This window comes from Streptomyces sp. NPDC058685 (genome assembly GCF_042714725.1).
In the GTDB taxonomy this organism is placed as follows: Bacteria; Actinomycetota; Actinomycetes; order Streptomycetales; family Streptomycetaceae; genus Streptomyces.
Genome location: NZ_JBHXSL010000026.1, coordinates 63,899 through 85,342, shown reverse-complemented (window position 1 = coordinate 85,342; position 21,444 = coordinate 63,899). Strand labels below are relative to the sequence as shown.

Here is a 21,444-nt window from a genome sequence, read left to right as displayed (position 1 = left end):
GCCGGCGGGTCAGATCAGGGCGACGGCCTCGTCCAGCGTGAGGCCGTCGCCCTCGGCGTAGGCGCGCTCGTAGCCCTCGTCGCCGAGCTGTCCGCGCAGAACCGTCTCGCATTCGGCGCGGTTCTCCCGCTCGTGCAGGGCCGCGAAGTGACGGGGCGGCAGCTGGGCGTCGGCCACCGCGAGCACCCGGGCCGCGTCCGCCGACCGTTCCGGCCGGTTCAGCGCGACCGCCCTGGCGGCCGTCACCAGGTGCATGGAGACCATTTGAGGGGCGACCATCATGCTCAGCGGGTCCCGTGCCCGCCCCAGCGCCGTGCGCGCGCCTTCCACCGCCTTGGGGTAGAAGCCGTCGACGAGATCGAGCCAGGCGACGAACCCGATCACCATGCCCTCGAAAATGGCCAGGGTGTTGGAGCGGAACTGCTCCATCAGATGGGCGATCTCGACCCGCGCCTCCTCGCTGCGGCCGGTGCTGCCGAGCCGCAGGGCGAGGAAGAGCCGGGCGACGGCTCTCGATTCGTTCTCCAGACCGCGGTTCTCGGCGAGGACCTCACGGATGATCCGCTCGCCCTGCTCGCCCTCGCCGATCTCCATCATGATCCCCGCGAGCCGGCACCGCAGGACCGCCACCTGCGCCTGGGCGCCGATCCGTTCGGCGTATCCGATGGCCGCGCGGAAGTCCTCGGCGGCGCCCGTGTACTCGCCGCGCCGCTCCTGGGCCTCACCGCGCGCCGAGAGCGACTCGGCCGCGCCCCAGGCGTCACCGAGCCGGACGAAGATCTCCAGCGACTCGTCGGCGTCACGGGTCGCGTCGCCGGCCCAATGGGTGCGGTTGGCCAGGACGTTGGCGCGGTTCTGGAGTGCGGCGGCGAGCTCCCACTCGTAACCGTAGGCGCGGCAGGCGCTGACGGTCTCGTCCAGCAGCGTCTTCAGACTGTTGATGTCACCGGTCATCAGGACGGCGAAGAACCACAGCGCGCCGGGCGAGCGGCAGGTCTGCGGCAGGCCGGGGGCATAGACCCGGGTGACGCTGCGCAGCCAGTCCATGGCCTCGGGGGTGGTCCACGCGTCGAGGTCGTGGTTCATGAAGACCATGCGCATGAGCGCGACGCAGCGCCGGGCCTCCTGGAGCAGTTCGGGCCCCATGGGCGGCGGGGCGTCCGTGAACCGTTCGAAGACCGGGGGCGCGACCTCGGCCGGCGGCAGGAACGGATCCGGGCCGAGCGCACCGGCGGCGGAGGCCCAGTGCCGGGCCTCCGAACGCAGGTCCCGCATCTGCCAGTACCAGGCCAGCGAGAGGACGACGTGCAGCGCCTCCTGCTCGTCGCGGGCGGCGACGGCCCGGCGCATGGCGGTGCGCAGGTTCTCGTACTCGCGCTCGAAGCGGTCGATGGCGGCCCGCTGGTCCGGGCCGCGCAGGAGCGGGTCCGTCGTCCGGGCCACCTCCCGGTAGTGGACGAGGTGGCGGCACTCCACGGCGGCCCGCTCGCCGGCCTCGTCGAGACGCTCGGCGGCGTACTCCCCCACGGTTTCCAGGAGCCGGTAGCGCATCAGGCCGTCCGCGGCGGGGGCGGCGACCACGAGTGACTTGTCGATGAGGGATCCTAGGCTGTCGGCGACGTCACCGGGGTGGGACGGACGGGCACCGGGCCGGGCGCCGTCCGGGCCGGCGTCCTCCGGGTCGGCGCAGACCGCCTCGGCGGCGGCCAGGTCGCAGCCGCCGGCGAAGACCGACAGCCGCCGCAGGACGGTCCGTTCGGCGTCGTCGAGCAGGTCCCAGGACCAGTCGACGACGGCGCGCAGGGTCTGCTGGCGCGGCAGGACGGTGCGACTGCCGCCGGTCAGCAGCCGGAAGCGGTCGTCGAGACGGTCGGCGATCTGCCGCGGGGTGAGCATACGCAGGCGGGCCGCGGCCAGTTCGATGGCCAGCGGAAGTCCGTCGAGACGGTGGCAGATCTCCGCGGCCGCCGCCTGGTCGTCCTCGATCCGGAAGCCCGGGCGGGCGGCCGTGCCGCGGTCCGCGAAGAGCCGCAGCGCCATCGGATCGGGCAGCGGGTCCACCGGTCGCACCAACTCGCCCGGAACACCGAGGGGTTCCCGGCTCGTGGCGAGCACGGTGAGGCCGGGGCAGTGCTGGAGCAGCCGCTCGGCGAGCACGGCGGCGGCCTCGATGACATGCTCGCAGTTGTCGAGAAGCAGCAGCATGCGGCGGTGCGAGCAGTGCTCGACGAGGCGGACGAGCGGATCGTCGCCGTGCCGCTCGGCGGCCCGCAGCTCCTCCGCACCGGCGCCGCGCAGCACGGTCTCGCGTCCACCGAGGGCGGTGAGAACGGCGTCCGGCACGTTGTCGGGGTCGTCCACGGGGGCGAGTTCGGCCATCCAGACGCCGTCGGGCCACGCCATGTGCGGCGCGGCATGCTCGGCGGCCTCCTGCGACAGCCGTGTCTTCCCGGCCCCGCCGGGCCCGAGGAGGGTGACGAGCCGGGCGGCGCCGAGGTCCTGGCGGATGGCGTCGATGTCGGCGTCGCGGCCGACGAAGGAGGTGAGCCGTGCGCGGAGGTTGCCCGCGTCGCGCACGGGCCCGGTGTCCGTACCGTCGGCGGCCGGCCGCCCGGTGCCCGCCGTCTGCGCGGGAGCCGTGCCGGCGGCCGGATCCGCCAGCAACTCCGCGTGCAGGGAGCGCAGTTCGGGCCCGGGATCGGCGCCCAGACGGTTGGCGAGGGATCTGCGCACCGTGTCGTACGCGGCCAGTGCCTCCGCCGGGCGGCCCGTGGCACGCAGGGCGCGCAGCCGCAGCGCCTGGAGCGACTCGTCGATCGGATGGTCCTCGCAGAGCGCCACCAGCTCAGGCAGCGCCTCCTCGGCGCGGCCGAGGGCCAGCGCGGTCGCGAGACGGGTGCGCCGGGCGTCCAGACGGCGGGCCTCCCAGCGGGCCGATTCGGCCGCGCGGGCGGGCAGGTCCGCGAGCACCGGGTCCTGCCACAGCGCGAGGGCGTCGTCGAGGAGGGCCGCGGCCTTGACCGGGTCGCCGCGTTCCAGCGCCCGCGCCCCCTCCCCCGCCAGCCGGTCGAAGCGGTGCAGGTCCACGTCGTCCCCGTCGGCGCACAGCCGGTAGCCGCCGCCCTCGGGTGAGGCGACCGCGTCGCGGCCCAGCACCCGGCGCAGCCGGCCCACGAGCGCCTGGACCGCGCCGACCGCGTCCGCCGGCGGATCGCCGTCCCACACCTCGTCCACGAGGGTGGTGACGGGGACCGTGCGACCGGGCCGCAGCGCCAGGACGGTCAGCAGCGTCCGCAGCCGCGCACCGCCGAGCGCGACGGGTGTTCCGTCGTCTTGCCATGCCTGAGTGGTGCCGAGTAGCGAGAAGCGCACCCGCCCATTGTCCCTGCCGCGCCCGCGGACCCGTGCCGCAGGAACCCCCGGGCCTTCCCGGAACGTTCTGTGTCCGTCACCGGTACGGTCGACCGCACGCCCCCGCATCCCCAGGAGCCGCACACATGACCACCGCCACCTCCCGCCACAGCGGCCGGGGCATCAGTCCCGTCTTCCTGGGCATCGTCGCCGTGATGGCGGTGACCGGCTGGGCGGTGTGGACGGAGTTCTCCGCGAGCACGGGCCTCGCGGTGTTCCTGTTCGTCACCTCGGCGTGGATCGTCTCGCTCTGTCTCCACGAGTACGCGCACGCCCGTACCGCGCTGCACAGCGGTGACATCTCCATCGGGACGAAGGGGTATCTCACCCTCAACCCCCTCGTCTACACACATGCGCTGCTGAGCATCGTGCTGCCGGTGCTGTTCGTGATCATGGGCGGTATCGGTCTGCCGGGCGGCGCGGTCTTCATCGAGCGGAACCGCATCCACGGCCGCTGGAAACACAGCCTGATCTCGGCCGCGGGGCCGCTGACGAACGTCCTGTTCGCGGTCGCCTGCACCGCCCCGTTCTGGCTGGACGCACTGGACGGCGTGCCGCCGGTGTTCCAGTACGCGCTGGGGTTCCTCGCGCTGCTCCAGGTCTCCGCGGCGATCCTGAACTTCCTGCCGGTGCCGGGCCTCGACGGCTACGGCGTGATCGAGCCCTGGCTCTCGTACAAGCTTCGCCGGCAGGTGGAACCGTTCGCGCCGTTCGGGCTGATCGCGGTGTTCGGTCTGCTGTGGATCCCCGAGGTGAACGGGCTGTTCTTCGACGCGGTCGACGCGATCCTGCGCGGGCTCGGCGTCGAGACGGGGTTCGCCGGCTGCGGGCTGGACTACTACCGCTTCTGGCAGGGGACGCCCGAGCTCTGCCCGGCGTGACGGAGGCGGGGCAGGGACGGCCGGGGGCCGCGCCGGGGATCGGCGTGCGGCCGGGGATCGGCGTGCGGCCGGGGATCGGCGTGCGGCGGGCGGCTACGGGTCAGCGGGCGGCGCGCTCCGCCTTCGCCCGGCGGAAGTAGTACCAGGCCATGTTCGAGGTGAGGCCGGCGATCAGCACCCAGAGGATCCCGAGCCAGCTGCCCTGCACGAACGAGACCACGGCCGCCACGACGGCGAGCACGCAGAAGATGAGGGCGTAGAGAGCGAGGCGGGGCATGGGGTACGGCTCCTGTCGGGGGGTGATTCGTCCCGCCCAGTGTCCCCCATGCCCCGCGCGCGACTACACGTCGGTGACGCGCAGCCCGGCGTGTGCCTTGTAGCGCCGGTTCACCGAGATCAGATTGGCGACCAGCGACTCGACCTGGTGGGCATTGCGCAGCCGGCCCGCGAACACTCCGCGCATGCCCGGGATGCGTGCCGCGATCGCCTGCACGATGTCGGTGTCCTCGCGCGACTCGCCCAGCACCATCACATCGGTGTCGATCTCCTCGATCGACTCGTCCTGGAGCAGCACCGCGGACAGGTGGTGGAACGCGGCGGTCACCCGGGAGTCCGGCAGCAGTGCGGCGGCCTGCTCGGCGGCGCTGCCCTCCTCCGGCTTGAGCGCGTAGGCGCCCTTCTTGTCGAAGCCGAGCGGGTTGACGCAGTCGACGACCAGCTTGCCCGCGAGCTCCTTCTGGAGGGTCTCGAGCGTCTTGGCGTGCCCGTCCCACGGCACCGCCACGATCACCACGTCACTGCGGCGCGCGCACTCCGCGTTGTCCGCCCCCTCGACGCCGAGGCCCAGTTCGGCGGCGGCGGTCTCGGCGCGCTCCGCCGCGCGGGATCCGATGATCACCTTCTGCCCGGCCCGGGCGAGGCGGTAGGCGAGACCGCGCCCCTGGTCCCCGGTGCCGCCGAGCACGCCGACGACCAGGCCGGACACGTCCGGGAGGTCCCAGGGGTCCTTGGCCGCGGGCTTCGGCGCCGTGCCTGCGTTGTCAGTAGAAGTCATGCAGCCGACCTTACTTGCTGGTATCGGGCTCACGAACGGGTGAGCCGCACCGAAGCGCGCCCGCCGGCGCGGGGTGTCGGGCAGGATGCGGGGCCATGGATGCCGTACGCGTCGCGCTGCTGCGCGAAGTCCTCGCGGGAACCGAGTGGCCGGCGGCGACCCGGCGGTTCGCCGGGGTCCTGCGGTCGTCCGTGGTCCCGCAGGGCGGTGGGCTGCTGCTGGTGGGGACCGAGGCGTACGAGCCCTGGCACCTCGCGGCGCATCTGGTCGACGAGGCCGCGTGGTCGGGGCAGCCGGAACTGACGCCGACGCTGGTACGCCACCGGGTACGGCCCGGGGACCCGCCGCAGCTCGCGGTGGGGCTCGGCCGGCTGGAGGCGGCGCGGCGCGGCGAGACGCTGCTGGTGGTCGCGCCGGGGCAGCCGGAGGCGGAGCTGCTGGAACGGGTGCACGACGCGCGGCGGGCGGGTGCGACGGTGCTGGCCCTGGACGGCGGGGATCCGGAGGTGCACGGTCTCGCGCACGAGGCGCTGACGGTCGCGGCGGCCGCGGACGAGGTCGATCTGGACACCGTGCAGCATCTGGTGAGCGCGGCGGCCGGAGAGAACAGCCTGCCGGTGGCGCGTGGCCGGCGGAGCCTGCGGGACCGGCTCTCGCGGCTCGCTGACCAGCTGACCTCGCCACCGCCGCCTCGCTGGTAGTCCGCCGCCTCACAGGAAATCCGGTTGCCGCAGGCTACCGGCCGCCCGGAACATGGCCTCCTGTGACCTCCAAGCTCTCCGCGCTGCTGCCCGACCTCTCGCCGTGGCGCTCGTCCCGCGACTTCCGCCTCCTGTGGGTGCAGGGCGTGGTCACGTACTTCGGCAGTTTCATGGCGATGATCGCCCTGCCGCTCCAGATCAAGGACCTGACCGGATCACCGCTCGCGGTGGGCGTGATGGGCGCGGTGGAACTGGTGCCGCTCGTGGTGTTCGGCCTCTACGGCGGGGCGCTCGCGGACTCGGCCGACCGCCGGAAGCTGATCCTCGGCACGGAGGCCGGGCTCGGAGTGCTGGCGGTCGTCCTGCTGGTGAACGCGATGCTTCCGGACCCGATGCTGTGGCCGCTGTACCTGGTCGCGGCGGGTGTCTCGGCGCTGGCGGGTCTGCAACGACCGGCGCTCGACTCGCTGATGGCCCGCATCGTCCCGCACGACCAGCTGACTGCGGCGGCCGCGCTGAACGCCCTGCGCTACCAGCTGGGCGCGATCGCGGGTCCCGCGCTGGCGGGTCTGGTGGTGGCCTACGCGGGCCACGCCACCGCGTACGGCGTCACGGTCGCCGGGTTCGCGGTGTCCGTGGTGCTCTGCCTGCGTCTGGCACCGGCCCCGGCCGCACACGACGCCCAGAAGCCGTCGCTGCGGGGCATCGCGGAGGGCGCGCGCTATGCGTGGTCCCGCCCGGTGCTGCTGGGGACGTACGCGATCGACCTGGCCGCGATGTTCTTCGCCTTCCCGAACACGATCTTCCCGTTCCTGGCGGACGACCTGGACGCGGAGTGGTCGCTCGGCCTGATGTACGCGGCGGGTTCGGTCGGCTCACTGGCCCTGAGCATGACGAGCGGCTGGACCTCACGTGTGCGGCGGCACGGCCTGTTCGTGGTGTTCGGCGCGGCGGCCTGGGGCCTGGCGATCGCGGCCGCGGGATGGTTCTCGAACGTGTGGCTGGTCCTGCTGTGCCTGGCGTTCGCGGGTGCGGGCGACATGCTCAGCGGCCTCGGCCGCTCGACGATCTGGAACCAGACGATCCCGGAGGAGCTGCGGGGACGGCTCGCGGGGATAGAGGTGCTGTCGTACAGCGTCGGCCCGCAGCTGGGCCAGGTCCGCGCGGGCGCGATGGCGGGCTGGACGGGCACACGAGCGGCGATCTGGTCAGGCGGCGTGGCCTGCGTGGCCTCGGTCGGCCTGCTGGCCGCGGTACTCCCGAAGCTGATCACGTACGACGCCTCGACGGACGAGGACGCGCTGCGCCGCCGCGCGCAGCAGGAGGCGCTGACGAAGGCGTGACCTTCACGCACGGGCGCGCGCCCGGGGGTACGCGCCCACCACCCGGGCCGCCTCATCGAGCACCGGGCACATCCATCCCCGCCGGACGGGTCGCACATGCGGCCATATTCAGCCCCGCCGGCGATTGAGGCGCGGGGCCCGGGGCAGAGCCCCGCGAACAACCCGCACCCACGGGTACGCGCCCACCCCGCGGGGCCCTGCGCTCACCGCCCACGCAAACCCAGCCCCGCCGGCGATTGAGGCGCGGGGCCCGGGGCAGAGCCCCGCGAACAACCCGCACCTACGAGTGCCCGCACGCCCCGCCCGGCCGTGTCCTCCCTCGCCGGACGGGCGCAACCTGCCCGGCACCACAGGTGCGGCCACGGGGCCGCTACTCCCCCCGCGGCGCGTCGTGCCAGCGCGGATCGTTCTCCCATTCGAGGTTCTTCTCGCGCGCCGTCTCCATCGCGTGAGTCGCCTCCTCACGGCTCGCGTACGGGCCGAAGCGGTCCTTCGCGGGGCACTCCGGGCCCTCCTCGACCTTCTTGTGCTCCAGGCAGTAGAACCACTCGCCCGGTTTGCCGGCCGTACGCTTCTTGAACAGGGCCATCGTCGGCTCCTTCCTCTGACGCCATGCTGCCCCAAGGACGTCCCCCTACGCCCGGGGAGGTGTTCCGGGCCCCGGTTAGACTCGCGGCATGTCTGGCCAGTCGCTGCTCGTACCAGGCGAGCTCTCCCCCACCCGCTCCGTCCCCGGCGCCATCCGGCGCCCCGAGTACGTCGGAAAGCCCGCGCCGACCCCGTACACCGGGCCGGAGGTGCAGGACGCCGACACCGTCGAGCGGATGCGCGTCGCGGGCCGTATCGCCGCACAGGCGATGGAGGAGGCCGCCAAGCACATCTCCCCCGGTGTGACCACCGACGAACTGGACCGCGTCGCGCACGAGTTCATGTGCGACCACGGCGCCTATCCGTCCACGCTCGGCTACCGCGGCTTCCCCAAGTCGCTGTGCTCCTCGGTCAACGAGGTGATCTGCCACGGGATCCCCGACTCCACCGTCCTGCGCGACGGCGACATCGTGAACCTCGACGTCACGGCGTACATCGACGGTGTGCACGGCGACAACAACGCCACCTATCTCTGCGGCGACGTCGACGAGGAGTCGCGGCTGCTCGTGGAGCGGACCCGGGAGTCCCTCAACCGGGCCATCAAGGCCGTGAAGCCGGGCCGCCAGGTCAATGTCATCGGGCGGGTCATCGAGTCGTACGCCAAGCGCTTCGGCTACGGAGTGGTCCGTGACTTCACCGGCCACGGGATCAATTCCTCGTTCCACTCCGGCCTGATCATTCCGCACTACGACGCCCAGCACGCGACGACCGTGATGCAGCCGGGCATGACGTTCACCATCGAGCCGATGCTCACGCTGGGGACCCACGAGTACGACATGTGGGACGACGGCTGGACCGTGGTGACCAAGGACCGCAAGCGGACCGCGCAGTTCGAGCACACACTGGTGGTCACGGAGAGCGGCGCCGAAATCCTCACGTTGCCCTGACGCCGTTCGGGGGTAGCGTTTTACCGACAGGTCGTCGGGAACTGGTTGACTTAGGTAAGCCTAAGTAGCAGGATCATAACCGGTTCCCGTCCCCATCGGTCCCCCGGAGGTCCGCCTTGGACACGCCATTCTCGACACTCATCCGTGTTGCCTCGCACGAGCAGCACACCGAGGCCGAGACCTCGCCCTTCATGAGCGATCTGCTCGGCGGCCGGCTGGGCGTCGAGGCCTACGCGCGCTACACCGAGCAGCTCTGGTTCGTGTACCGGGCACTGGAAGGTGCCGCGGGCGCGCTGGAGGACGACCCGGTGGCAGGACCCTTCATCCGCCCGGAGCTGATGCGCACCGCCGCGCTGGAGCGCGACCTCGCGCATCTGCGCGGCGCCGACTGGCGCGCGGGCGCCGCTCCGCTGCCCGCGACCGAGGCGTACGCCGCCCGGGTCGAGGAGTGCGCCCGCACCTGGCCCGCCGGGTACATCGCGCACCACTACACCCGTTACCTCGGGGATCTCTCCGGCGGCCAGATCATCCGCGACCGGGCCGAGAAGACCTGGGGCTTCGCCCGCAAGGGCGACGGGGTCCGGTTCTACGTCTTCGAGCAGATCGACAACCCTGCCGCCTTCAAGCGCGGCTACCGCGAACTGCTGGACGCGGTGAACGCCGACGAACTGGAGAAGAAGCGGATCGTCGAGGAGTGCAAGCGGGCCTTCGACTTCAACGGCGCCGTCTTCCGCGAACTGGGCGAGGAGTTCCCGCTCAGCGCATGAGCGAGATCCGGCGGGCGGCCGGCACGGGCGTCGCGAGGCGCACCCGCCCGCCGATCTCGATCGTCCCGTCGGGGCCGGGGGCCGTCAGAATCTGCGACCCGCGACCCTGCGTGATGTTCAGCGCGCGGCCGAGGCTGTCGGTGAGCAGCAGGGCAGCCGCGCCGGTCGCCTCGTCCTCCACGATGCCGTCGTCCCGCCGGGGGAAGCCGCGGGCCCGGACCCGCCCCGCGGCCTCGTCCTCCCAGGCCCAGGCGTAGAGCCAGCCCTCACCGGGCGGCGGCGCGGGCAGCGCGTCCACCTCGGCCGGTGAGGCGTACTGCCGCAGCATGCGCGGCGGGGCCCATTCGGCACGGGCGGTGATCCAGGTGAACTCGCCGTCGCTGCGCGCCCACACCTCGCCCACCACAGGGGTCTCCCCGCCGGAAGGGGTCACCGCCTCCAGGTCGAGCAGCCAGGCCACTCCGACGAGCGGATGCCCGGCGAACGGGAGCCTCAGGCCGGGGGTGTAGATGTCCACGACCCCACGCTCGGGGTCGTCGACGAACACGGTCTCGCTGAAGCCCAGTTCGGCCGCGAGCGCCTGCCGGGACGCCGGGTCGGGGAAGGCCCGGGCGTCGCGTACGACTCCCAGGGCGTTGCCATGGCCCCCGTCGGCCCCGCAGAAGACGTGGAGCACGTCCAGTACGTCGAGTTCGTTCACCCCGGCATTCAAGCATCCCGGTACGACAGGGCCGCACCGGCGGCGACTGCTGCCGGTGCGGCCCGTGACGCGGGACCCGTGGGTCAGGAGCGGGTCGCCTCCCGGCGCCGGATCGCGAAGACCACGGCCGCGCCCGCCACCGCGATGCCCGCCGAGGCGGCCGCCAGCGCGGTCGTCGGGACCTCGGAGCCCGTGGAGGCCAGGGCGCCGCCCGTGCCGCCGACGGTGCCGCCCCCGGTGGTCGTACCGGCCGAGCCGCCCTCCGTCGAACCGCCCGCGGACCCGCCGGAGCCGCTCGTGCCGCCGGAGCCCTCGGGCAGTTCGGCGTCCTCGTCGAGGGAGACCGCGACCGTGACCGGGTCCAGCTCCTCACCGGCCGGGTACATGCCGCCGAACGCCTTGGTGCCCTCCGCCGTGAGCTTCGCGGGTACGCCGGTCAGCTTGACCACGTCCGCCTGCGCCGTGAGCGCGCCGGCCGGAACGGTCAGCGAGGCGATGCCGAGGTTCTGGTAGGTCGCGACCTTGCCGGTCTCCCGGTCCTTGGTGCTGACGTCGGCCACCAGGGTGCCCCGGGTGCCGTTCACCTCGACCTCGACGCCGCTCAGCTTCAGATCGAGGACGTACTGGCCGCCGGTGAGGTGGCCGAGGAAGCGGACGCCGCCGTCGAAGGAGGCCGCCAGGGTCTTCGTGCCGGCGTCGTAGGAGCCGCGGCCCTCGGGGAAGCGGTAGCCCTCGCCCGACTTCGCCGCGCCGCCGGACAGTTCGACCTTGCCGTGGGCTATCGGGCCCGTGACGTAGTCCCGGAACCGCTTCTTGACACCCCAGTCGAGATTGCCGTCCACGACCGAGCCGTCGCTGCCCCCCGGGTCACGGGTCGCGGAGTCGGTGGGGGACGGCATCGCGGTGGGGTCGGTCGTCGCGGTCGCGGTGACCGTCGGGGTCGGCGTCACCGGCGGGGTCACGCTCGGCGTGGCCGACGGGGCCGGCTTCACCGCCTTGACCGAGAGGGTCGCCGGGTCGAGCGCGTCGCCCTCCTTGTACATGCCGTTGAAGGCTTTCGCGCCCTCGGCGGTGAGCGCGGCCGGGATGTCCTTGAAGACCATCGCACCGCCTTCGCCCTGCCCCGGGGCGACCTTCGACAGATCGAGCTTCGCCACCGCGATGTCGTCCTGCGTCGTGCCGTTGAGGGTGACGTCGGCCTGGATGCTGCCCGTGGTGCCCGCGGTCAGCACCTTCACATCGGCGAGCTTGATGGCGAACCCGTGGGCGATGGAGGAGAAAAGGACATTGCCCTTGAAGGCGGTGTCGGTGGCGTGGGTGCCGGTGTCGTAGGTGCCCGTACCGCCGGTGAAGGTGAAGGGGCCGTTGTCCGGCGCCTGGGTGGCGCCGTCCGCCGCCACGATCGTGCCCTTGGCCATGCCCGTGACGTACGAGCGGAAGGACTGCTTGAAGCCCCAGTCCAGGGTGCCGTCCTTCAGTTCCAGTTTCGGGGCGCCGGGAGCGGCGGAACCGCTGCCGGCCGCGAGCGCCGGAAGGGCGAAGGCGGTGGCGCCGAGCGCGGCCACGACGGCTGTCGCGGCGGCGAGGGTGATGGGGCGGCGAGTGGCTGCCATGGTCGTTGGTCTCCTCAGTGCTGGGCCGTCCGGCGGCGCCGGACGACGTACAGGGCGATGGCCGCGGCGGCGAGGGCTCCGGCGCCCACGGCGAGGTAGGTCCCGGTGGGGGACGAGGTGTCGGACGAAGCGGCCGCCGCCGGCCGGGAGGCGGTGGCGGGCGCGGTCGTGGTCCGTCGCGGTGACGGTGCGGCCTCGCTGCCCAGGTCGGGCAGGGCGGGCAGGCGGGCGGCCCGGTCCACGGTCACGGCGAGCGAGACCGGGTCCATGACCGTGCCCGCGGCGTACATCCCGCCGAAGGCCGCGGCACCTTGCGCGGTGAGGGTCGCCGGTGCCTCCGTGACGGCGGCGAGTCCCTTCTTCGGTACGAGACGCGGGGCGGCGAAGGTCACCAGGGGTACGGCTCCGAGCGTCTTGCCGCCGCGCGCCACATCGGCGGTCAGCGTGCCGCGGCCGGCCGACACCGTGGCCCTGACCTTGCTCAGCCGGAGGTCCAGTCCGTCGCCGGTGAACCGGACGGAACCGGCGAACGACGCCGAGAGCGTTCCGCGTCCGGCGTCGTAGCTGCCCTTGCCGCGCGGGAAGCGGAAGAGCGCGCCGCCGTCCTGCGCGCCGTCCGCCAGGGCCCAACGGCCCTGCGCGACCGGGCCGGTGACGTATTCGCGGAAGGTGCGGCGTACACCCCAGTCGACGGCGGCTTCCTGGAGCGAACCGGCCTTGGCGGGCGGGATGGCGGTCGCGGGCGGTCGCGCGGAGGGCTTCGTGCGGGCGGGCGCGAGGTCGACGCGGAGGCTGATCGGGTCGAGCGGGGTGCCGGCGGTGTAGTAGCCGGCGAAGGCCGCGGCGCCCTGCGAGGTCAGTGTGGCGGGGACGGTGCGCAGTTCGATGGGCCCCGCGCCGCCCTTCATCGAGATGCCGGAGAGGTTGAGCGAGGCGAAGGGGACCTGGCTCGACGTGGTGACCCTGCCCGTCGACCGGGCCCTGCTGGCCATGTCCGCGAAGAGCGTGCCCTGTCCGCCGGAGATTCTCACCGTGGGGCGGCTGAGCGCGAGGTCGAGCTCATGGCTGCCGTCGGCCTTGCGGTGGCCCAGGAAGTGCACGCCGCCCGAGAAGCGGGAGGTGAAGGAGCCGGTGGCCGGGTCGTAGTGGCCGGAGGCCGAGTGGAAGCGGAACTGGCTGCCGCCGACGGTGGCCGCGCCGCCGGTGAGCCGCCAACTGCCGTGCGCGATGGGACCGGTGACATAGCGCTGGAACGAGGACTTGATGCCCCAGTCCAGCCTGCCGCCCTGCACCGTGCGGTCCGCCGCGTGTGCGGTGCCGGCCGGGAGCAGGGCTCCGAGCAGGACCGCGAGAAGCGCCACGGCGGACGCGCGGGCCGGTCTGAAGGGCAGCATGACGAATCCTCCGGGGCACGAGGCACTGGCAAGTAAGGTGAGCCTAACCTAAGCTCTGATTCGTGTGGTTCGGAAGACCCCGCCCACCCGAAACATCGGCCAACTCCCCGCCCGCCCATGGCAGACTGCCGCGGTAACCGTCTTAGACAGTGAACAAGAGAAAGGTGTCCCGGTGCGCACACCTCGCCTGGCAGGTGCTCTCCTCTCGGTCCTCGCCCTCGCCCTGACGGCGACCGGATGCGGCGGTGACGAGTCCCCCGCCGCCACGGGAAAGCCGAAAGCGGCCGTGGCCGCCGACCGGATCGAGCCGCTCGCCGCGACGCCGAAGCCCGAACTCCCGGCCACCGTGCGCTCGGCAGACGGCAAGAGCGTCACCGTCTCCGCCGCGGACCGGATCGTGCCGCTGTCCGGTGGGCTCAGCGAGATCGTCTTCACGCTCGGCCTGGGCAAGCAGGTGGTGGCGCGCGACATCACCGCGACCTTCGAACAGGCCCGCGCACTGCCGGTGGTGACCCGGGGACACGACGTCTCCGCCGAGAGCGTGCTGTCGCTGAAGCCGACGCTCGTCCTCGCCGACTCGACGACCGGCCCGGCCGAGGCCATCGCCCAGATACGCGCCGCGGGCATCCCGCTCGTCGTCGTCAAGGCGCCCAAGAGCCTCGCCGACGTCCGGACGCGGATCGACGCGGTGGCCGGCGCACTGGGGGTCAAGGCGGCCGGGGACCGGCTCAACACCCGTACCGCACAGCGGATCGCGGCGGTGCAGAAGGACATCCCGAAGCCCGCCGAGGGCAAGCAGCCCCGCGTCGCCTTCCTCTATCTGCGGGGCTCGGCGTCGGTCTACCTCATCGGCGGCGCCGAGTCCGGGGCCTCCTCGCTGCTGGAGGCGGCGGGCGCCGTGGACGCCGGCAAGGAGTCGGGTCTGGCGAAGGACTTCACCCCGATCACCGCCGAGGCCCTCGCGAAGGCCGCGCCGGACGCCCTGATGGTGATGACGGACGGTCTGAAGTCGGTCGGCGGCATCGACGGTCTGGTCAAGATCCCCGGTGTGGCCCAGACCCCGGCCGGGATGGACCGCCGGGTGGTGAGCATCGACGACGGCGTCCTGCTGAACTACGGGCCGCGCACCGACCGGGTGCTCCGGTCGCTGGTGGACCAGCTCCACCCGGACGGCCGCTGACGATGGCCACGCACGCACACCACTCCCCCGCCCGCGAGCGGGACCCGGACCGGGAGCAACGGAGCGGCCCTCAGGGCGCCGAGAGCCCCGAAAGCCATGAGATCCCCGAGGCCCATGAGAGCCGTGAGGTCCCGGAGAGCCCCGAGGCCCACGAGCATCATGAGACCCCGGAAAGCCCCGAGTCCTCCAGGAGCCAGGAGACCCCGGAGGGCTCCCGGAACGTTTCCGGCCCAGGCGCCCCGAAGGACACGAACGACGCCGTCCCCCTGGCCCGCACCCGTACCGGGGCCGGACTGCTCACGGGCGGACTCCTGGCGAGCGTCCTCGTTCTGGCGCTGGTGTCCGCCGCCCACGGCGCGTACGACATTCCCGTCACCGATGTCATCGCCTCGGTGCGGCACCGGGCCGGGCTCGGCGGGCACGCGCTCGACCGGGTCGGCGAGAGCGTGTTGTGGAACGTCCGCCTGCCCCGTGTCGTCCTCGCGCTCCTCGTCGGCGCGTCCCTCGGCTGCGCGGGAGCCCTGATGCAGGGCGTCTTCGGCAACCCCCTCGCCGAGCCCGGCATCATCGGCATCTCCTCCGGCGCGGCCGTCGGCGCCGTCGCGTCCATCGCGCTCGGGCTGAGCTTCCTCGGCAACTGGACCATCACCGCCTGCGCGTTCGTCGCCGGGCTGGTGACGGTGCTCCTCGTCTACGCGATGTCCCGCTCGGGAGGGCGGACCGAGGTCGTCACCCTCATCCTGACCGGCATCGCCGTCAACGCCTTCGCCGGCGCTCTCATCGGCCTGTTCATCTTCTTCGCGGACAACGCCCAGATCACCCAGATCACCTTCTGGCAGCTGGGTTCGCTCTCCCAGGCGACGTGGCCCAAGGTGCTCGCCGTGCTGCCGTGCGCGCTCCTCGGTCTCGCCATCGCGCCCCTGTACGCACGGAAACTGGACCTGCTCGCCCTCGGCGAGCGGCCGGCGCGCCACCTCGGCATCGACGTCGAGCGGCTGCGGATCATCCTCGTCCTCGTCGTCGCCCTCTTCACCGCGGCAGCGGTCGCCGTCGCCGGGATCATCACCTTCGTCGGACTGCTCGTCCCGCATCTGCTGCGGATGGCGCACGGGCCCGGCCATCGCTTCCTGGTGCCCGGCAGCGCACTCGGCGGCGCGCTGATGCTGGTCGCGGGAGACCTCGCGGCACGCACCGTCGCCGAGCCCGCCGAACTCCCCCTCGGCGTGCTCACCGCGCTGTTCGGCAGCCCGTTCTTCTTCTGGCTGCTGCTCAGGACCCGTCGCAGGCAAGGTGGTTGGGCATGAGGTCCGTGACCCGTCTGTTCGGCATGCGGCGGCGGGAGCTGCCCGCGCGACCCGAACCCGGTTCCGTCGTCGCCGAGGCCCGCGGCCTCCATGTCCGCCTCGGCGGCCGTGAGGTGCTCACGGGGGTGGAGCTCGCCGCACACGCCGGCGAGGTACTGGCGCTGGTCGGTCCGAACGGCGCCGGGAAGTCGACCCTGTTCGGCGCTCTCGCCGCCGATCTGCCCGCCGACGGCGGCTCGGTGAACATCGCGGGCCGGCCGGCCGACGGCTGGACCGCTCCCGAACTCGCCCTGCGCCGCGCCGTGCTGCCCCAGGCCGCCGCGCTCTCCTTCCCCTTCCTGGTGGAGGACGTCGTACGGATGGGGCGCGCACCCTGGGCCGGGACCGCGCTCCAGGAGCAGGACGACGCGGCCGTCGCCGAGGCGATGGCCGTCACGGAGGTCGGCGGCTTCGCGGCCCGCCCCTTCTCCGCGCTCTCCGGCGGTGAACGCGCCCGGGTCGCCCTGGCCCGCGTCCTGGCCCAGCGCGCCCCGCTGCTGCTGCTCGACGAGCCGACGGCGGCCCTCGATCTGCGCCACCAGGAACTGGTGCTGCGCATCTGCCGGGAGCGTGCCACCGCCGGTGACGCCGTGGTTGTCGTGCTGCACGATCTCGGTCTCGCCGCGGCGTACGCGGACCGGGTCGCCGTGCTGCACGAGGGCCGGCTCGCGGCCGAGGGCCCGCCGGCCGAGGTCTTCGACGACGTGCTGCTGAGCCGGGTCTACCGGCAGCCCGTCGAAGTGTTCCCGCATCCTCGCTCCGGCGTCCCCGTGGTGCTTCCGCAACGAGCCGGTTGACCTCTGCTTGACCGAGTCCTGGGGTCCCGATGGACAGCTTGTGACCTGTCCGTTTCCGGACGTACGTCATGAGTCCCAGATCACTGCACGGGTGGGTACCGACGAGGTAAGGCTCGGTTAAGTTAGGTCAGCCTCACCCACCCTCAGCCCGTCTCCGCCGGGCCTCTTGCCGCATGGAGTCCGTATGCGAGTCCGTCTTTCCGTCGCCACTGCCACCGCGGCCGCGGCCGCTCTGGCCGCCGTCACGGGCTGCGCCGAGAAGGCCGACGACAAGGCCGCTGACGGCGGCGCCATCAAGGTCACCGCGAAGGACGACTCCTGCGAGGTGTCGAAGAAGGAGTTCCCCGCCGGGCACGTCCAGCTCGACATCGAGAACAAGGGCGGCAAGGTCACCGAGGTCTACATCCTCTTCCCCGACGACCGGATCGTCACCGAGCGGGAGAACATAGGCCCCGGCACCAAGGCCCGGCTCACCGCCGAGGTGAAGTCCGGTTCGTACGAGATCGCCTGCAAGCCCGGTATGAAGGGCGACGGAATCCGCCAGAAGGTCACCGCGACGGGCGGCAAGGCCGTCAAGCGCAGCCCGGAGATGGACGCCGCGGTCGCCGGCTACCGCCAGTACGTCCAGGCGCAGGCCGACGAGACGCTGCCCAAGGCGAAGGTCTTCGCCGACGCCGTCAAGGCCGGTGACATCGAGGCGGCGAAGAAGGCGTACGCCGACTCCCGTATCGGCTGGGAGCGCACCGAGCCGGTCGCGGAGTCCTTCGGTGACATCGACCCCAAGGTCGACCTGCGCGAGGACGGTGTGGAGAAGGGCCAGAAGTGGACCGGCTGGCACCGGCTGGAGAAGTCCCTGTGGCAGGACAAGAAGCTCGGCCCCGCCGACACCGCGCTCGCCGACACTCTGATCAAGGACCTCACGGTCTGGCAGAAGAAGGTCGGCACCGCCGAGATCACGCCGACCTCCATGGCCAACGGCGCCAAGGAACTCCTCGACGAGGTCGCCACCGGCAAGGTCACCGGTGAGGAGGAGCGTTACAGCCACACCGACCTGGTGGACTTCAAGGCCAACGTCGAAGGTGCGCAGACGTCCTTCGAGCTGCTCAAGCCGGTCGCGTCGAAGAACGACCCGAAGCTGGTGGCCGACCTCGACAAGCAGTTCGCCGCGCTGAACACGCTGCTCGACAAGTACCGCAAGGACAAGACCACCTACGTGTTCGCCTCGTACGACACCGTCGGCAAGGACCAGCGCAAGGAGCTCAGCGACGGCGTCAACGCCCTCGCCGAGCCGCTGTCGAAGCTCGCCGCCGCGGTCGTCAAGTAGGGGGAACCGAGATGTCGGCGTCTGACGACAAGCAGACCGACGCGACGCCCGAGGCCGCGGGCCCCCGGGAGTCCGGCACGGGCACCGGTACGCCGTCCCGCCGTGCGCTGCTCGGCTGGGGTGGTGCGGGTCTCGCGCTCGGTGCCGCCGCGGCCGGCGGCACGGTGGCCGCGCTCGGCGGCGGGGACGAGACCGCCACCGCGGCGGCGACCGGATCCGCCGTGCCCTTCCACGGGGCGCACCAGGCCGGTGTCGCCACCGCCGTGCAGGACCGGCTGCACTTCGCGGCCTTCGACGTGAAGACGAAGGACCGTGCCGAGCTGGTCCAGTTGCTGAAGGACTGGACGCGGGCCGCTGAGCGCATGACCGCCGGACTGCCCGTCGGCGAGGGCGCGTTCGGCGGTCTCGCCGAGGCACCGCCGGACGACACCGGCGAGGCACTGGGCCTCAAGCCGTCCCGGCTGACGCTGACCATCGGCTTCGGCCCCTCCCTGTTCGCCAAGGACCGCTTCGGGCTCGAGGGCCGCCGGCCGAAGGGCCTGGCGGAGCTGCCGAAGTTCTCCGGCGACAACCTCGACCCGGCACGCAGCGGCGGCGATCTGTGCGTCCAGGCCTGCGCCGACGACCCCCAGGTCGCGGTGCACGCCATCCGCAACCTCGCCCGGATCGGCTTCGGCACAGTCGCGGTGCGCTGGTCGCAACTGGGCTTCGGCAAGACGTCGTCGACGACCCCCGACGCGCAGACACCCCGCAACCTCTTCGGCTTCAAGGACGGCACCCGCAACATCGCCGGCACGGACGGCGCGGCGCTGACGAAGCATGTGTGGGTGTCGGAGAACGACGGTCCGGCGTGGCTGGCCGGCGGCTCCTACCTCGTCGCCCGCCGGATCCGGATGAACGTCGAGACCTGGGACCGCACCTCCCTCCAGGAACAGGAGGACATCTTCGGCCGCGACAAGGGCAAAGGCGCCCCCGTCGGCAAGGCGAACGAGCGCGACGAGCCGTTCCTGCCCGCGATGCTGCCCACCTCGCACGTCCGGCTCGCCCACCCCACCTCCAACGGCGGAGCGAGGATGCTGCGCCGCGGCTACTCCTTCACGGACGGCACGGACGGTCTCGGCCGCCTGGACGCGGGGCTGTTCTTCCTCGCCTACCAGCGCGACATCGACAAGGGGTTCGTCCCGGTGCAGCGCTCGCTCGCGCGCGACGACCTCAACGAGTACATCCAGCACGTGGGTTCGGCGCTGTTCGCGGTCCCGCCGGGCGTCCGGGACACGGACGACTGGTGGGGACGGGCGCTGTTCTCATGACCAGAAGGGACCGGCCGTGTTCGGCAACTATCTGATCGGCCTGCGCGAGGGCTTGGAGGCAAGCCTCGTCGTCTGCATCCTCGTCGCGTATGTCGTCAAGACCGGCAGACGGGACGCGCTGCGGCCGATCTGGACGGGCATCGGCGTCGCGGTCGCCCTGTCGCTCGGTTTCGGCTTCGCTCTCGAATACGGCTCGCAGGAGCTGACGTTCGAGGCACAGGAGCTGCTCGGCGGTTCGCTGTCGATCGTCGCGGTGTGCCTGGTGACCTGGATGGTCTTCTGGATGAAGCGCACCGCACGGCACCTGAAGTCCGAACTGCACGGCAGGCTGGACGCCGCCCTGCAGATGGGCACGGGCGCGCTGGTCGCCACCGCGTTCCTGGCGGTGGGCCGCGAGGGCCTGGAGACGGCGCTGTTCGTCTGGGCCTCCGTACGGGCCGCCACCGACGAGGCGGGCTCGCAGGGCCCGTTGACGGGGGTCCTCCTCGGTATCGCGACCGCGATCCTGCTCGGCTGGCTCTTCTACCGCGGCGCCCTGAAGATCAATCTCGCCAAGTTCTTCACCTGGACCGGCGGCATGCTGGTGGTCGTGGCCGCTGGTGTCCTCGCGTACGGCGTCCATGACCTGCAAGAAGCCCGATTCCTCGGCGGTCTGGCGAACAAGGCCTTCGACATCAGCACGACGATTCCGCCCGACAGCTGGTACGGGACGCTGCTGAAGGGCGTCTTCAACTTCCAGCCGGATCCGACCGTTCTCCAGACCGTGGTGTGGGCCCTGTATCTGATCCCGGCACTCGGGTTCTTCCTCGCCCCGGTAGGGTTCGGACGGTCAGTGGGGGTCGAGGAGCAGAAGGCAGCCGATGAGAAGTCCGATTCGGGTGACAGGACCGCGCCGGGCGGCGACGGGCCTCGTGGCGATGACGACGCTGGCCCTGACGGCGAGCGGGTGCGTGACGGTGCACGGGGAACGGGAGATCGTTCCGTCGGTGACGAAGGCTGAGGCCGTCGAGGCCGTCAAGCAGTTCACCGCCGCCTACAACGCCGCCGACAAGGCGTACGACCCGGCTCTGGACGCGGGCCGGGTCACCGGTGCGCTCGGAGCCATCAACCAGGCCGGGTTGAAGGCGCGCAGCGTCAACTACCCGGACGGCAATCCCCAGCACGTGCCGCTGGAACTCGGCGATCCGAAGATCACGATTCCCAAGAAGGCCGGCTGGCCGCGCTTCTTCCTGGCCGACGTCGACTCCAACCGCGACCGGGACCGGGGCAGCGAGGACAACCGCTGGGTGCTGATCTTCGTGCGCAACGGTCCGGCGGAGGTGTGGAAGGCGACGTATCTGACCATCCTCACCCCCGGCCGCATACCGGAACTGAAGACGGACCAGGACGGCTACGCCGAGCCGGTCGCCGTCGACAGCGGTGAGCTGGCGGTCGCCCCGCGCGATCTGAGCGGGGACTACTCCTCGTACATGCAGAGCGGGCAGCCGGACAACTTCAAGGACGGACCGCACACCTCCGACTGGCGCGCCTCGCGGCAGAAGGAGGAGAACCTCCCGGGCATGTCCACGCAGTACATCGACCAGCCGCTGGACAGCGGTGACTTCGCGCCGCTGGGGCTCGCGACGCGGGACGGCGGGGCGCTGGTCTTCTTCACCGTGCGCAACTACGAGCGGCAGACCGCGGCGAAGGGTGTGCGCCTGAAGGTGCACCCGGACGTGAAGGCGCTGCTCACCGGCGAGGTGAAGCAGACGATCACCAAGGAGCGGGTGTCGAGCCAGGCGGTGGCGGTCCCGGCCTCCGGCGTCGGCAAGGTCGACGTCCTCGGCCGGCTGACGGGTCTGACCTCGGCGAAGGGGTCCTAGGCAGACGGTTCCGGGCCCGGAACCGGGCCCGGCAAGGTCGGGCCCGAACCGTACGACAGGCACGGTCCGGTCCGCACCGAACGGCGGGCTCGGCACCGTCCGGCCCGCACCGAACGACAGGCCCGGCACGGTCCGGCCCGCACCGAACGACAGGCTCGGCACGGTCCGGCCCGCACCGAACGGCGGGCCCGGCACGGTCCGGCCCGCACCGAACGGCGGGCCCGGTAGC

19 protein-coding genes are annotated in these 21,444 nt (G+C 72.2%); 12 read left to right on the top strand and 7 right to left on the bottom strand.

The window, feature by feature from the left end; genetic code table 11:
- Positions 1 to 9: 9 nt before the first annotated feature.
- A complete protein-coding gene (locus tag ACFWU3_RS21480) occupies positions 10 to 3,372 on the bottom strand; it encodes a BTAD domain-containing putative transcriptional regulator (protein ID WP_384439768.1) in 3,363 nt (1,120 codons plus the stop codon).
- A 125-nt stretch (positions 3,373 to 3,497) separates the two neighbouring features.
- Here ACFWU3_RS21480 and ACFWU3_RS21475 point away from each other — a divergent pair, with 125 nt between their 5' ends.
- On the top strand, positions 3,498 to 4,292 hold the full coding sequence (locus tag ACFWU3_RS21475) for a site-2 protease family protein (RefSeq protein ID WP_384439765.1): 795 nt from the start codon (positions 3,498 to 3,500) through the stop codon (positions 4,290 to 4,292).
- A gap of 100 nt (positions 4,293 to 4,392) precedes the next feature.
- On the opposite strand, the gene ACFWU3_RS21470 is transcribed toward ACFWU3_RS21475, so the two are convergent.
- Positions 4,393 to 4,569, bottom strand: coding sequence for a hypothetical protein (locus ACFWU3_RS21470; RefSeq protein ID WP_327684576.1), 177 nt, complete (start codon positions 4,567 to 4,569; stop codon positions 4,393 to 4,395).
- Between the two features lie 63 nt (positions 4,570 to 4,632).
- Positions 4,633 to 5,346, bottom strand: a complete 714-nt coding sequence (npdG, locus tag ACFWU3_RS21465) for an NADPH-dependent F420 reductase (RefSeq protein ID WP_313946682.1) — start codon at positions 5,344 to 5,346, stop codon at positions 4,633 to 4,635.
- Positions 5,347 to 5,441: 95 nt separating this feature from the next.
- Between npdG and ACFWU3_RS21460 the strand changes: the two genes are divergently transcribed.
- The gene (locus tag ACFWU3_RS21460) at positions 5,442 to 6,047 is read left to right on the top strand and encodes a hypothetical protein (protein ID WP_384439762.1); all 606 of its coding nucleotides are present in this window, start codon (positions 5,442 to 5,444) and stop codon (positions 6,045 to 6,047) included.
- 62 nt (positions 6,048 to 6,109) lie between these two features.
- Positions 6,110 to 7,390 (top strand): MFS transporter, encoded by a 1,281-nt coding sequence (locus ACFWU3_RS21455; protein ID WP_384439759.1) that lies wholly within the window; start codon positions 6,110 to 6,112, stop codon positions 7,388 to 7,390.
- Positions 7,391 to 7,760: 370 nt separating this feature from the next.
- Here the strand turns inward: ACFWU3_RS21455 and ACFWU3_RS21450 are convergent, their stop codons facing one another.
- Positions 7,761 to 7,979, bottom strand: coding sequence for a hypothetical protein (locus ACFWU3_RS21450; RefSeq protein ID WP_327684573.1), 219 nt, complete (start codon positions 7,977 to 7,979; stop codon positions 7,761 to 7,763).
- Positions 7,980 to 8,067: 88 nt separating this feature from the next.
- On the opposite strand from ACFWU3_RS21450, the gene map reads away from it, so the two are divergent.
- Both map and ACFWU3_RS21440 read left to right on the top strand, forming a co-directional pair.
- The gene (gene map / locus ACFWU3_RS21445) at positions 8,068 to 8,925 is read left to right on the top strand and encodes a type I methionyl aminopeptidase (RefSeq protein ID WP_384439756.1); all 858 of its coding nucleotides are present in this window, start codon (positions 8,068 to 8,070) and stop codon (positions 8,923 to 8,925) included.
- Between the two features lie 116 nt (positions 8,926 to 9,041).
- Complete coding sequence (locus ACFWU3_RS21440; RefSeq protein ID WP_313946677.1) at positions 9,042 to 9,692, top strand: biliverdin-producing heme oxygenase; 651 nt, start codon at positions 9,042 to 9,044, stop codon at positions 9,690 to 9,692.
- Here ACFWU3_RS21440 and ACFWU3_RS21435 read toward each other — a convergent pair.
- The 3 genes from ACFWU3_RS21435 to ACFWU3_RS21425 form a co-directional block, all read right to left on the bottom strand.
- Positions 9,682 to 10,392, bottom strand: a complete 711-nt coding sequence (locus tag ACFWU3_RS21435) for a PhzF family phenazine biosynthesis protein (protein ID WP_384439753.1) — start codon at positions 10,390 to 10,392, stop codon at positions 9,682 to 9,684. The genes ACFWU3_RS21440 and ACFWU3_RS21435 overlap by 11 nt on opposite strands.
- An 83-nt stretch (positions 10,393 to 10,475) precedes the next feature.
- A complete protein-coding gene (locus tag ACFWU3_RS21430) occupies positions 10,476 to 12,005 on the bottom strand; it encodes an HtaA domain-containing protein (RefSeq protein ID WP_384439750.1) in 1,530 nt (509 codons plus the stop codon).
- 14 nt (positions 12,006 to 12,019) lie between these two features.
- Positions 12,020 to 13,399, bottom strand: coding sequence for an HtaA domain-containing protein (locus ACFWU3_RS21425; protein ID WP_384439747.1), 1,380 nt, complete (start codon positions 13,397 to 13,399; stop codon positions 12,020 to 12,022).
- Between the two features lie 172 nt (positions 13,400 to 13,571).
- Here ACFWU3_RS21425 and ACFWU3_RS21420 point away from each other — a divergent pair, with 172 nt between their 5' ends.
- The 7 genes from ACFWU3_RS21420 to ACFWU3_RS21390 all read left to right on the top strand — a co-directional run bounded on the left by ACFWU3_RS21420 (position 13,572) and on the right by ACFWU3_RS21390 (position 21,215).
- The gene (locus ACFWU3_RS21420) at positions 13,572 to 14,579 is read left to right on the top strand and encodes a hemin ABC transporter substrate-binding protein (protein ID WP_384439744.1); all 1,008 of its coding nucleotides are present in this window, start codon (positions 13,572 to 13,574) and stop codon (positions 14,577 to 14,579) included.
- A 2-nt stretch (positions 14,580 to 14,581) separates the two neighbouring features.
- Positions 14,582 to 15,883, top strand: coding sequence for an iron chelate uptake ABC transporter family permease subunit (locus ACFWU3_RS21415; RefSeq protein ID WP_384439741.1), 1,302 nt, complete (start codon positions 14,582 to 14,584; stop codon positions 15,881 to 15,883).
- Positions 15,880 to 16,719, top strand: coding sequence for a heme ABC transporter ATP-binding protein (locus tag ACFWU3_RS21410; protein WP_384439738.1), 840 nt, complete (start codon positions 15,880 to 15,882; stop codon positions 16,717 to 16,719). Before ACFWU3_RS21415 ends, ACFWU3_RS21410 begins: the two co-directional genes overlap by 4 nt.
- Before the next feature lie 184 nt (positions 16,720 to 16,903).
- Positions 16,904 to 18,043 (top strand): iron uptake system protein EfeO, encoded by a 1,140-nt coding sequence (efeO, locus tag ACFWU3_RS21405; protein WP_384439735.1) that lies wholly within the window; start codon positions 16,904 to 16,906, stop codon positions 18,041 to 18,043.
- A gap of 11 nt (positions 18,044 to 18,054) precedes the next feature.
- Entirely contained in the window at positions 18,055 to 19,353 is a 1,299-nt protein-coding gene (gene efeB / locus ACFWU3_RS21400; RefSeq protein WP_384439732.1) for an iron uptake transporter deferrochelatase/peroxidase subunit, read from the top strand.
- 16 nt (positions 19,354 to 19,369) lie between these two features.
- On the top strand, positions 19,370 to 20,353 hold the full coding sequence (efeU, locus tag ACFWU3_RS21395; protein WP_384439729.1) for an iron uptake transporter permease EfeU: 984 nt from the start codon (positions 19,370 to 19,372) through the stop codon (positions 20,351 to 20,353).
- Positions 20,271 to 21,215, top strand: a complete 945-nt coding sequence (locus ACFWU3_RS21390; protein ID WP_384439814.1) for a hypothetical protein — start codon at positions 20,271 to 20,273, stop codon at positions 21,213 to 21,215. The genes efeU and ACFWU3_RS21390 overlap by 83 nt, the downstream gene beginning before the upstream one ends.
- Positions 21,216 to 21,444: the final 229 nt, after the last annotated feature.